Origin of the sequence: Paenibacillus aestuarii (assembly GCF_027789125.1) — a bacterium.
Lineage (GTDB): Bacteria > Bacillota > Bacilli > Paenibacillales > NBRC-103111 > Paenibacillus_E > Paenibacillus_E aestuarii.
Genome location: NZ_JAQFVF010000027.1, coordinates 167,543 through 180,047, shown reverse-complemented (window position 1 = coordinate 180,047; position 12,505 = coordinate 167,543). Strand labels below are relative to the sequence as shown.

Annotated in this window: 8 protein-coding genes; all 8 read right to left on the bottom strand. The window is 53.2% G+C overall.

The annotated features are described in order from the left end of the window. Window positions 1-5: 5 nt before the first annotated feature. The gene (iolC, locus tag O9139_RS13335) at window positions 6-1,016 is read right to left on the bottom strand and encodes a 5-dehydro-2-deoxygluconokinase (protein ID WP_270879972.1); all 1,011 of its coding nucleotides are present in this window, start codon (window positions 1,014-1,016) and stop codon (window positions 6-8) included. Between the two features lie 4 nt (window positions 1,017-1,020). Beyond that, a complete protein-coding gene (iolE, locus tag O9139_RS13330; protein WP_270879971.1) occupies window positions 1,021-1,932 on the bottom strand; it encodes a myo-inosose-2 dehydratase in 912 nt (303 codons plus the stop codon). A 45-nt stretch (window positions 1,933-1,977) separates the two neighbouring features. Continuing rightward, a complete protein-coding gene (iolD, locus tag O9139_RS13325; protein WP_270879970.1) occupies window positions 1,978-3,843 on the bottom strand; it encodes a 3D-(3,5/4)-trihydroxycyclohexane-1,2-dione acylhydrolase (decyclizing) in 1,866 nt (621 codons plus the stop codon). Window positions 3,844-4,805: 962 nt separating this feature from the next. Next, window positions 4,806-7,043: a glycoside hydrolase family 88/105 protein gene (locus O9139_RS13320; protein ID WP_270879969.1), complete on the bottom strand. Its 2,238-nt coding sequence runs from the start codon at window positions 7,041-7,043 to the stop codon at window positions 4,806-4,808. Between the two features lie 17 nt (window positions 7,044-7,060). Continuing rightward, on the bottom strand, window positions 7,061-8,803 hold the full coding sequence (locus O9139_RS13315) for a hypothetical protein (protein ID WP_270879968.1): 1,743 nt from the start codon (window positions 8,801-8,803) through the stop codon (window positions 7,061-7,063). A 36-nt stretch (window positions 8,804-8,839) separates the two neighbouring features. Next, the gene (locus O9139_RS13310; RefSeq protein WP_270879967.1) at window positions 8,840-9,784 is read right to left on the bottom strand and encodes a sugar phosphate isomerase/epimerase family protein; all 945 of its coding nucleotides are present in this window, start codon (window positions 9,782-9,784) and stop codon (window positions 8,840-8,842) included. A gap of 67 nt (window positions 9,785-9,851) precedes the next feature. Continuing rightward, window positions 9,852-11,546 carry a type 2 periplasmic-binding domain-containing protein gene (locus O9139_RS13305; protein ID WP_270879966.1) on the bottom strand — a complete coding sequence of 565 codons (1,695 nt, stop codon included), beginning with the start codon at window positions 11,544-11,546 and terminating at the stop codon, window positions 9,852-9,854. Window positions 11,547-11,627: 81 nt separating this feature from the next. Then, window positions 11,628-12,500 (bottom strand): carbohydrate ABC transporter permease, encoded by an 873-nt coding sequence (locus O9139_RS13300; protein WP_270879965.1) that lies wholly within the window; start codon window positions 12,498-12,500, stop codon window positions 11,628-11,630. Between the last annotated feature and the right edge of the window lie 5 nt (window positions 12,501-12,505).

Genomic DNA, 12,505 nt, shown 5'->3' with positions numbered 1-12,505 from the left:
CTCGATCAAGATGCGGTCACTTCACCGCGATTGCAGCGTTCGATATAGTTGTGAACTTGCTCGGCCGTCGGCATCGCATCGGAGCAGCTATGGCTGGAGATGACGATACATGCGGCTGCGCTGCCGAATTCCATGCTTTTCTCCAGCGTCCAGCCCTGCATCACTCCGTACAGGAAGCCTGCGGCGTAGGAGTCTCCGGCGCCAAACGTTTTCACAACTTTGGCCGGGAAGCTCTTGGCGCGATGGCCAATGCCATCCTGCGTATACGCGATTGAGCCGTCTTTGCCGTGCTTGATAATGACGATTTTGGCGCTATAGTCGAACCATTTGGCAGCCGTAATCTCATCGCTGTGCGTCGGGTTAAGCTCAAAACGCTCCATCATATCGAACTCCTCGCGCGTGCCGAGGATAATGTCACATTTTTCAGCGGCCAAATTGTAGTAAGTGGCTGTCTCTTCCGGCGAAGTCCACGTGTACGGGCGGTAGTCCAAATCAAAAGCAATCACAGCCCCATGCTTCTTGGCATACTGCAGCGCTTGAAACACCGCTTCCCGCGAAGGACTTTTGGCCAGCGCCGTTCCCGAAATAAGCAGCACCTTCGTTTGTGCGATTAGCTCTTCGTTCACTTCTGTCGGAGTGAGCAGCAGATCCGCCACATTGTCGCGATACATGAGGATGCTGCAGTCCGTCGGGCTTTTAATTTCTGTAAAAGCCAGACCCGTCACGGCACCGGTATCGTCAGTCACGACATTCGCCGTGTCAATGTTATTGCGGCGCAAATAATCGGAGATAAAACGTCCCATTTGATCATTGGCGATTTTACCGATGAAAGCGGTCTGCAGCCCCAGACGGGACATGCCGATCGTAATATTCGCCGGCGAACCGCCGACATATTTGGTGAAGGTCATCGTTTCTTCCATCGGCCGGTTAATTTCATTGGCGTTCAAGTCGATGCACAAACGTCCGATTGCTACAAAATCAAGCAGCTTATCACTAGGAAAGTTTACATAGGTCATGTCTCTACCTGCTTTCATGAGAGATTAAGGATTGAATATGTTGCATCGCCCGTTGAGCATATTCATAAGGAGGATGCGCTGCCGGGTCTTGTTCTCCTTCGAACATCGCCCAACCGCTGTAACCGCGCTCAAGCAGCTCGCCGATGATCGGGGCAAAATCGATACAGCCGTCCCCGCCTGGGACTGTAAAAACGCCCTTCCGGATGCAGGTCACAAAATCCGCCTGCTCTTCGCGAGCCTCTGCGAGCACGTTTTGCCGCACGTCTTTTAAATGAACATAGGCAATCCGGTCATAGTGCTTGCGCAGCACAGCTAGCGGATCCGCACCGCCATAGTAGGCATGGCCCGTATCGAACAGCAGATGCACCAATTCCGGATCTGTCAGCTCCATCAAGCGGTCAATCTCTTCCGGCCGCTCGACGGCCGTTCCGCCATGATGATGATAGGTCAGCTTCAAGCCGTACTCCTTGGCGATGGCACCGGCGGCGTTCAAGCCCTCGGCAAGAGATTGCCAGCCGGCTTCGTCCAACGGGATAATTTCTTTCTCATTAGGCGTACGGCGCGGATCAAAATGCAGCGAACCCCCCACCTCGCACGTCGAGATGACCGTGCCGCCCATTCGGTTCAAAAATTCGGCATGCTTGCGGTACGCCTCCAGTTCAGCTTCGCGGTACGCCGGATCAGAGAATAACACCGACTTCCACTGCGAAACCAGTTGGATCCCCCGCTTTGCCAGCTCTGCCTGCAAAATCTCCGGGTCAGCCGGGAATTTGCGCCCCATCTCTGTTCCGATTAAGCCTAGCGCCTCGATATCGTCCACAATTTGCTCAAATGTCGTATCCGCCCCATGCTCCTTGACATCTTCCCCGACCCAGTTGATCGGATGAATTCCTAATTTGAACGGCAGCTCTGCCATGATTGCATCCCCCTATTCGTCCATGAAGATTTAACCAAATTCAGCTTAAAAAAGTTGAACAGCATCGATTCGCTCTTGCATATCCTTATGCGCTTGAACGACCTTCTCACTGACAGATACGGCCGGTACGCCAACATTCCACCAGGATTCGTAGCCGCCCGTGTTCGTGCCAGGGACGACGGCAATCTCGATCAGTGTCGTAACCGTCTCGTTCTTAGCGGCAATTAGCGCTTGCTGAAGTTCTTCCGCCGAGCTTGCCTTATAGGCTCTGGCTCCCAAGCTGCGGGCATGCGCCGCAAAATCAATCGGCAAATAGCTGCCTGTTAGTCGGCCGGTATCTTCAGAGCGGTAACGGAACTCGTTGCCGAATCCGTCGCTGCCATGCCCTCTTTGCAGGTTATGAATGCATTGAAAACCGTGATTGTCAAACAACAGGACCGTCAATTTGCGCCCTTCCTGCAAGCTCGTGACGAGCTCCGAGTGCATCATCAAATAGCTACCGTCGCCTACCAGCGCATAAACTTCACGCCCCGGCTCCGCGATGGCTGCGCCGAACGCGCCGGCCACCTCGTAACCCATGCAGGAAAAACCGTATTCCATGTGGTACGTCTTCGGCTCCACAGGTCTCCACAAGCGATGCAGATCGCCCGGCAAACTGCCTGCTGCGCACACGATGACCGATGATGAGTCAATCGTTTCATTGATGACGCCAAGCGCACGCGTTTGGGCCAGCCCTTCTTCGTGCTGCAGCGCATACAAGCGGTCGACCTCTGCGTCCCACTCCTGCTTCAATGCAGCGATCTCCCCAGCTCCGTAGCCGGCCCGGTAATCTGCTTGCATAAGAGCCGCTTGCAGCGCGCCAAGCGCTTCCCGGGCATCGGCAGTGATCGATACGCCGTTTAACTTCGCGGAGTCGAAAGCGCTAACATTGATGTTAACAAATTGAACATCCGGATGCCCGAACGCCGATTTCGACGACGTTGTAAAATCCGAGTAGCGCGTTCCGACGCCGATGATTACATCCGCTGTTTGCGCCAGTTTGTTGGCCGCAAGCGAACCGGTTACGCCGATGGCGCCAGCTTGCAGCGGATGGTTCCAGGGCAGCACGCTTTTGCCTGCTTGCGTCTCGGCAACCGGAATGCCGAAGGTTTCGGCGAAGGCAGCCAGCTCCTTGGTCGCAGCCGCGTAGAGCACGCCGCCTCCGGCGATCAACAACGGCCGGCGCTTGCCCTGCAGCAGTGCCGCCGCCCGTTCCACCGCCTCCGGAGCTGCAGGGCGGCGGTCGATGTAGTGCACTTTCTTGGCAAAAAAGGAAAGTGGATAATCATAAGCCTCAGCCTGCACATCCTGTGGCAGCGCCAACGTCACCGATCCTGTCTCCGCCGGATCGGTCAGCACACGCATGGCCTGAGCTGCAGCCGTCAATAACTGCTCAGGCCTTACAATCCGGTCCCAGAATTTGCTGACCGGCTTAAAGGCATCCGTTGCGGCCACCGTGTAGTCGCTTACATTTTCAAGCTGCTGCAGCACCGGGTCCGGCTGTCTCGAGGCAAAGTTGTCACCAGGCAGGAGCAGCACCGGAATCCGGTTCACCGTCGCCGTCGCAGCCGCTGTCACCATATTAAGCGCCCCTGGACCGATCGATGTCGTGCAGGCGTAAATCTGCTGCCGGTTCTTCTGCTTCGCGAAAGCCGCCGCCGCATGCACCATGCCTTGCTCATTTTTGCCCTGCACATACGTCAATGACCCGGCGCTCCGCTCCAACGCTTCGCCAATGCCGGTTACGTTCCCATGACCGAATATGCCCATCACGCCTTGAACAAACTTCGTTTCAACACCATCTACCGATATGTACTGATTGTCTAAAAAGCGAAGCAGTGCCTGTGCCATCGTGAGTCGGATCGTGCTCATAGATTTCACGTCTCTCCTTTTACAGATGAAATAGGTTATCAACTGGATACAATAGGTTAAGCGCTTAATCCCCTTAATTAAAAACGCTTAATCTTTTTAGGAGTTAAGCGCTTAATTCGTTCTTTAATTAGATCATACTACATGAATGGTTCGGCTACAACCTATTTTTTACATTTATATTTTATGCTTTTTGTGTGACGTAACACTTGCCGCTTGCCTCTCGGCACTATCCCTTTCGCTCAGAAGATACGCGACCCTTTGGCCACTCACCACATGTACCTTCCATATCCCATTTCACGACACTATCCCCTTCGCTCAGGAGATACTTAACCCTTTCTGAGCCAAAGGGATAGTGGGCAGAGCACATATTTCAACGACATACCTCCAGGCACGACCACCGCAGCACCTCGCTCACCCCCGCTTATCGATACTATCCCTTTCGCTCAGGAACATACACATTCTTTTCTGAGCCAAAGGGATAGTGCGCATAGCACATATTTCATCGACATACCTCCAGGCACGATCACCGCAGCACCTCGCTCACCCCCGCTTATCGGCACTATCCCCTACGCTCAGGAGATACTTAACCCTTTCTGAGCCAAAGGGATAGTGGACAGAGCGCATATTTCATCGACATACCTCCAGGCACGACCACCGCAGCACATCGCTCACCTCCACTTATCGGCACTATCCCCTTCGCTCAGGAGATACTTAACCCTTTCTGAGCCATAGGGATAGCGGACAGAGCGCATATTTCATCGACATACCTCCAGGCACGACCACCGCAGCACATCGCTCACCCCCGCTTATCGATACTATCCCTTTCGCTCAGGAACATACACAGCCTTTTCTGAGCCAAAGGGATAGTGCGTGAAGCGCACATTTCAACGACACAATCCCCATAGCTCAAAAGAAGAGCTACTCCTTCTGAGTCATGGGGATAGTGGACAGTGATCAACTTTTTACAATGATTGACCTAGTGCGTGTTTCAGCTTCGCAACCTCGGTGCCGGCCAGCATCATGATGCCAATGCCGTGATTGTCGTTGGTTACGGTGCGCAAGTCATACTTATAGTAGTCCGCATGAAAGGCAAAGCGCGAACCGCTGCACACGCCATGGACGTTGCCGTGGCGGTCGATGGCGAGATTCAACAGCCCGCTCCACGCTTTAAAGGCGGCTTGCATATAGCGGTCGGGTTCCTCCAGCCAGCCAAAGCGCACACCACGCGCAAAAGCGTACGCAAACATGGCGCTGCACGACGCTTCTTCGTACGCGTTCGGATCGTTCAGCACTTGATGCCACAAGCCGCTATCCGCCTGAAGGGCGGCGTAGCCCTGGCACAGTTCGTTGAAAAAGGCGAGCAGCTCCGCCCTCACCGGATGATCGGACGGCAATGTCTCCAAGACTTCGGTCAGTGAAAATAATGTCCATCCGTTCCCACGTCCCCAAGGAATGCCTGTGGCGACGCCATGTTTGAAATCATACACATGCGACATGATTTGCTGCTCAGGCATATACAAGTAGTTGCGAAAAAGCAAAAACTGCTTGGCTGCTTCATCCAGCGCAGGCTTGCTTCCTGTTAACCTATAATATCGGCATAGGAACGGTGTGCTCATATACAAATCGTCCGCCCACATGGTATTGGCTGAATATTCGCCTGGACATTCTCGATAAAAGGCACCGTCAGCCTTCCTCTCCAAGCGGTTCAGCATAAAATCGGCGATCTGCTCGGCAATGCCAACGATTGTGGCATCCTCACCGCATTCTGAGTAAGCTTCCAGCATCGCAGAGCCGAAGGAGCCGCAGTTATCCAGCATCCGCATGAGCACAAGCTGCTGGTTGATAGCTGGGAAGCCGTACTGCTCCCGGTCCCACAGAGCGTATTCATACATTCGGGTGCATGCCTGGACGTGTGAGACGGCGTAGCTGGTCAGATCCAACCGCTCCAACCACCTGCTGCTTTGCAGTAGGCCGTAGACCGTTACACCGAGCGGGTAATCCCAACGGGCAAAATTCGTCACGCTGCCGACGGTCCATTTATTGCTGAGCATCGCGTTCTCATAAATCGGGCGGATCCAGGCTTCCGGCTGGTCCAGCCGCCAATACACATGGTCATTGGCGGCCAACTCCGCTCCAACTGGATACACGCGATCAGTGCGGACAATGTCCTCGTAACCGAGCGTGGACTGGCTGTCCAGCGGACCGACATACAGCCAGCGCTCCTCGGTCCCTTTGACGGCGACCGGCAGTGCCAGACGGCACGGCGTACCCTCGCAGCTTACTGCAAGGGTAAAGTCCCATGACTGCTCGGCACAGCTGCTGCGGACGAGCAGATCATAGCTGCCGGCGGCCAGTCTTAGCTCATGCCGGAAGCGGCCGGCATGCTCTCTCTCTACCGCTATCGTTCCATCCACCCATACGGTAAGCGGCCCGTCTGTTTCGCCTTCCAGCACGACGCTTTGCGCGCCCAGCTTCTCCTGATTCAGCTTAGTCCACGCGTAGGCCAGCTTGCCAGGGTGAAGACCGAACATTCGTTCCAGCGAAGGCTGGCGCAAACGCTCCGCATCCCATGTCTGCACGGGATGCCATGCAAGACCGCTGCTGCCCTCGGCAGCCAGCAGGCTTTCATCCGGCCCATCCGTGAATAGGTCAGCATCCGCAGGCGCAGTATACACCCATCCGGATTGACCCGCCCTTTCCGGGAACGGAGACAGCACGTTCAAGATTCTGACCTTAGCTTCATCGGCGCCGATCCGGCAGCCGAAGCCGGCTGTTGTGCTCTTCATTTTCAGAAATAGCCGATTCCAGCCTTTGTTGAAATTGACATTCAATTTCACTTCGGCGTCAGGTTTGATTTCGTCAATCACACTGGAGCGGAACACCATCTCCCCGTTCAAATACAACTGAACCGGTCCATAGCAAGCAACCAACAAATCCAAATTCCGCTCGCTGTCGCTCCAAACGTTGGCGTAAGCATAGCCATACTGCCCCGCTTTGGCCGCCGGAAACTTGGCTTTTAGATCAATATCGTACAAACCATCCTTCGTTTGCAGCACACCTGATCGATAAAAAGTCCGGAAAGTAAAGGGAACAGAGGGATTTGCCCCTTTATACCGGTCAGCAAGCAATTGAAGCACGGCACGATCATCATGCCCAAAACGCGCAAATGCACTCTCTTCGGCATCAAAATAGGTACTCATTCTCACTTCCTTCCTTTCTATAGCAGCCGAATGGTGAATGTATGGTCAAAAGGAGACAGCAGATTCACATGCGCGTATTGGCAGCCGCCCGGATACGGTACTTCCCGCAGCTCAGGCAAGCGATGCTCAAAAGCGCCGGAGGAGATTTCGATGGCGTCCTGGCCTGCGCTGTAATGCAGCGTGCCCTCTTGAAAAAAGCAGCGTCCCTCGCTGATCGGCACGATACCTGAGCCTGTCAGCTGCCCTTCGATGCCAAAAATAAACGTTAGCTGCGCAAACACATCTTCCCGCTCGTCGGCGTGGACACGAATGCGCCATGCATGTTGCTCCTGAGTAATCTCAGCCGTGATTGCAAATTGCTGGGCATGTGTAAAAGGACGGCGATGATGCGGCAGCAAATACCACGGACTCATCTTCGTATCAGGAGCAAGCTCAGCCAGCAGCTCTTTGGGAATCGGGCCGTTGTAGCCTTTTTCCAATACGCTGTGGAAGGTATAAACGCCGCTCGAATCAGCACTCAGCTTATCGAAAGAAACGACGCCTGGGGAAAAGGAGGTCGCCAATTTGACGCCGAGCAGCCTCGCTTTTCCGTGTCGGAGCGAGAAAAAGGATGGCGCTTTGGCCATCATCGTCACGCTGTCGTCCAGCTCACGAATCCGCACGACCGGCGCACCAAAGGCGAGGTGCATGCTGCTGTGCTGGATCTGCATATGGTGGCCGACTTGCTGGACACGGTTTAAATGCTCCTCCATCGGGTGGCCAAAATTCAGCCATTTCACGTAACGCTGTGGGAGCTGATCCCTCTCGACGTTTTCCAGATTAGACGGGAACAGCAGCACGCCGACCATCGGATGATTGTTGACGCCTTCTTTGTATCTGGAGATGAAGGAGGCGGCATAGTCGGCCATGGCGGCAAAGAGCGGATCTGCGTCATGGACAGCCATCAATCGGCAAACGAGAAAATAGTTCGATAAATCGAACGTTTGCCCCAAGTCCTGTCTGCCGGAATAGTCGGTAACGACCTCTCCGTCAGGGTGGATCAAATACGCCATCATGCGCAAATTACGGCGCACGTATTCAAGCAGCTCCGGGCGTCCGAAGGCGCGCGCCGTATGATACAGCGAAATGTCACTGACTGCGTTATAGATGCCGTTGCTCCGCTCCGTCCATTCCCCGTCCTCGGTGATGTCGATGCCCTCGGCGAGCCATTCCTCGGCACGGTGGAGCAGCTCAGGCTGCGCAAAGATTTCATACAGCTGTGCGAGGGCAGCTGTAATCACCCAGCGGTGGTTCGGCGTGTGACAGCCTCCGGTCAGCAGCGCAGGGATCGTGCGCGTCAGGAACTCCTTGATGTTCGCCATCGCCGGCAGCGCGTCCGGCCACTCTGCCCGTTCCAGCAAGCGGTAAATCTGCGTAACGCCGCCCACGACAAAAGCCGTATCCGGCGGCGAATTGAAGTTCGTTGAGCCGAGGCTGATCGTGCCATCGGCATGCTGCCGGCGCAGCATGAAATCGGATGCTTGCTCCAACGCATGAAGCAGCCCGGCGTGATGGTAATAGCGGGAAGCCGGATTCACCAAAGATGCGGCCCAGGCCGCCATCACAGCCGGCGTTCCCAAATGGTTCGCGCGCGGAATGCCCGTCGACTCATCCATTACCCCCCCGGCATACTTGGAGCTGGGATCTGTGACTTGCTTTTGCAGCCCGGCCTCGGTCCACTCGTCGTTAAGCTTGATCAGTTTATCTATAATCGGCTCCATGTCAATCTCTCCCTTGTCCCTCGATCTTTCATAGGATCAATGTCTGTTCTGCAGCTTGCGGATGATCATCCCGTGACTTTCATGAATCTCATCCGGCTGGCACGCAGCCTTCAATTCGTAGACCTTCACTTTGGCATGCTCAATGGCATCCAGGAAGTGGTCAAAATAATTCGTGTCTTTGCTGTGCACATAAGGACACCAATGATCCGAGAGCTCCAGTGTTTCGTGGATATGCACACCGCAAATGTAAGGCTGTACGATTGGCAGCTCGCGCACATTATCGTATAAACCCATCCGGTCCATCATCATCGCATGGCCGATGTCATACCACAGGCCGACCGGGCTACCCTGCAAGTTATCGCAAATCGTCTTGGCCTCCATCAACGTCGGCATTTGATAACAGCGCGCCCGCGTTTCAATCCCGATCGCCACCTGCCAGCCCTTAGAGGCAGCATGCTCGCTGGCCTGCTCCAGGCTGTCTTGCATGCGCTGCAAATAACGGGGGCTGAGCCGTTCCCGCCGTTCGAGCATTTCGCCCCATAGCTGCTTGTATTCCGGGGAATCTTTGCCAAACTCCCGGTACAGCTTTTTCAAATCGGCATCGATGTTGTAATCAAAAGGAACCTCGCCCGGATGCACCACGACAGCCTTGGCTCCGTAACGGACGGCGTACTCCATGGAGCGAATCAGCAGATCAACGGCGCGCTTTCGCTTCGCTTCATCGTCGAATCCGAGCAGCACAGAATCGGTATCATAATCTTTATCCGCAATGAAAGGGAACACATTATGCACGCTGGAGATGCCAATATCCCCTTTATCGATCATCGGTTCAATCGTCGCCATGAAAGCTTCGGTCACATTATAGTTCAATTCCACTTGCCTGAAGCCCAGAGATTTGATTTCCTCGATCATCTCTCTTCCAACTGAGTGCCTTTTAATATTCCAACACGTAGAAAACGAATACTCACCTTTATCCCACATGAGCTTACCTCCCCCGATATAAAAAGGGAAGGACCAGACGCTATGTCCAGCCCCCCTCCTTTAATTGTTACTTCACTTGTTCCATCTGCTGTTTGGCAATGGTCATAACATCTTTCGCCAGGAACGCGGTGCCTTTATTGTCTTGATACCATTTGTTCATGAAATCGTCGAGCTGTTTGCCGCCGGACTTATCGTAAGCCGTTTGCGCGTCTTTAATAGCTTGCTCCGCCGTGTATTTCGGACCGCTGATGATCGCTTTAACGAACAGATCACCTTTATCTTTCAAAATCGTTGTATTAATCACTTGCAGGTCGGCAGGATAAACCGGCATATGGTCGCCTACGGTAATTCCTGGATACTCTCTGCTCGAATCGAAGTATAGTTTTTGTACATCTTTATACATGTCCATACCTGCTTTTTGCACAGGGTCAGACGTGTTGAATTGGTTCAGCACAAACGAACATTTATCTTGACCTTGCGAATAGAACATCTCGTAGTCGAAAGCGTAGCTAACTTCATTTTTGCTTTTTGCCGGGTCGATAATTTGCGGACAGCCGTTTTCACCTTTTTTCCAGTGTGTGCCTTCATCGCCGTTAATGATTTTTGAAGCTGTCTCCGGCTTCATCATAAAGTCGAGGTAGCGTCCGACCGCTTCTGGATTTTTCGCTTTGGCATTGATCACCGTCGTCATTTGAACCGGGTTATCAATGGCGCCTGTGAAAGTGCCCATCGGCGATTTCGGATAACCGAGCGGTGCGATCTCAGCTGTCGGCGCATTTTTCTTCAACGTGCCCATATCGTTCATCGTGAAATCGTACCAACCGCCGGTAAACTTCACGTAGATGCCGATTTTGCCGTTCAGGAAGTCCTGCTTCGCTTTCGCGCCGTCTTTATCATTGATGTAATCTTTATCGATAATGCCTTCATCATAAAGCTTCTTCTTGAATGTCAGGGATGCCAGTTCTTTATCCCAAGCGCGAACGACTTTGCCATCCTTCAGATCCCACGCCAGCAAGGTGCTGGATGAGTTTTCGCCGAACATCTCGTTGATCGCCTGCTCGGAGTAAGTGCTCATATTCATGCCGTACGTGTCTTTCTTGCCGTTGCCATCCGGATCCTGATCCGCAAATGCCTTGGCGACAGCGAGCAATTCATCCGTTGTTGTCGGCATGCTCAGGTTCAGCTTCTTCAGCCAATCGGTCCGAATCAGCAAAATATGCGCAGGCACCGCTTCTTTCACTTTCCCGATCTCGTAGATCTTGCCGTCCGGTTTCGTGCCCGCTTTTTTCAATTGCGGATACTGTGTCAGCAGCTTTTGGTATTCCGGCATATATTGCAAAATATTATCAATTGGCATCAGCTGCTTTTGATCATACAAACTGCCTCGGAATGGCGTCGTATATTCGTTGACAATGTCCGGAGCAGAGCCTGAAGCGAACAGCACGTTCAGTTTTTTCGTAGAGTCGCTGCGCAGGACTGGAACGATTTTGACGTTCGCCGGGCCGTTCTGATTGATCCATTTGGTCCAGCGATTGTCTTCGTACGAGCCCTCGGACGAAGGAACAGCTCCGCGATCATACATCGAAACGCTGACATCACCGCGTTTTGCCGGCTGCTGCTCGCCTGGCTTCGTGGAGGCCGGTGCAGCTGTAGATGTAGACGGGGACGCGCCTTCCTCCTTGCTGTTGCTGCACCCAATGAGTGCAGCCCCTAAAGCAACAACACTTACGGTCATACCTAGCCAAAGCTTTTTGTTCTTCATTTCCAAATTTCCCCCTTCGTGTATAATGAAGTTTTTCCAAACGAGAAACCGAATGAACAGATAAAGCGGTGCTGAAGCATTTTAACCTTTGACAGATCCAAGCATGACGCCTTTGACAAAATATTTTTGCAGGAATGGATATATCACCAGCATCGGGACGACCATGACGACGACGCCGACGGCTTTGACCATCTCGGTAGCCACTGCTGCTTGCTCCTCCACATTCAGCGACGGCGAATTCAACAGATCGTTCTTCTGCAGCATCGCTTGGACGACGACTGTCAAATTCATCGAGTCACTCTGGTTGATGTACATGAGTACGCTCATGAACGCATTCCAATAGCTGATTCCATAGAACAGGGCCAATGTCGCCAGCATTGGCAGCGATAAGGGCAGGATGACGCGAATGAGCAGCGAGGTGTCACTGCAGCCGTCAATGCGTGCTGCTTCCTGGACTTCATAGGGAATATTTTCGAAATAACTGCGCATTAATAACATGTTATAGGTGCTGATGAACCCAGTCAGCCAAAGCGACCAGTAGGAGTCGATTAAATGCATGTTCTTCACGACCAGGTAAGTCGGAATCAATCCGCCGGAGAATAGCATTGTAAACACCATCCCCAAGGTCAGATACCGGCGGGCAAACAAGTACGACCGGGATAGCGGGTAGGCGGCCAAGATCGTACCTAACAAGCTCAAGACAACGCCGATGATGGTAATGATGATGCTGTTTTTAAAAGCGCTGAACGCCGGGCTGGCGATGAAAAATATTTTGTAAGCGGTGAACTGCAAGCCTACAGGCCACAAGAAGACGTGCCCGGAATCAACCGCCGATCTTTCGCTTAAGGACAAAGCAATGATATGAATAAATGGCAGGATGCACGTTAATGCGAGCAATCCGAGCAGCACGTAATTGATAGCATAAAAAATTCGTTCTCCTTTTGTCGCTTTCATGGGAC

Coding starts and splice junctions, on each gene's coding strand:
- O9139_RS13320 (WP_270879969.1), bottom strand. CDS start 7,043: ATGAGTACCTATTTTGATGCCGAAGAGAGTGCATTTGCGCGTTTTGGG.
- O9139_RS13300 (WP_270879965.1), bottom strand. CDS start 12,500: ATGAAAGCGACAAAAGGAGAACGAATTTTTTATGCTATCAATTACGTG.
- O9139_RS13310 (WP_270879967.1), bottom strand. CDS start 9,784: ATGTGGGATAAAGGTGAGTATTCGTTTTCTACGTGTTGGAATATTAAA.
- iolD (WP_270879970.1), bottom strand. CDS start 3,843: ATGAGCACGATCCGACTCACGATGGCACAGGCACTGCTTCGCTTTTTA.
- iolE (WP_270879971.1), bottom strand. CDS start 1,932: ATGGCAGAGCTGCCGTTCAAATTAGGAATTCATCCGATCAACTGGGTC.
- iolC (WP_270879972.1), bottom strand. CDS start 1,016: ATGACCTATGTAAACTTTCCTAGTGATAAGCTGCTTGATTTTGTAGCA.
- O9139_RS13305 (WP_270879966.1), bottom strand. CDS start 11,546: ATGAAGAACAAAAAGCTTTGGCTAGGTATGACCGTAAGTGTTGTTGCT.
- O9139_RS13315 (WP_270879968.1), bottom strand. CDS start 8,803: ATGGAGCCGATTATAGATAAACTGATCAAGCTTAACGACGAGTGGACC.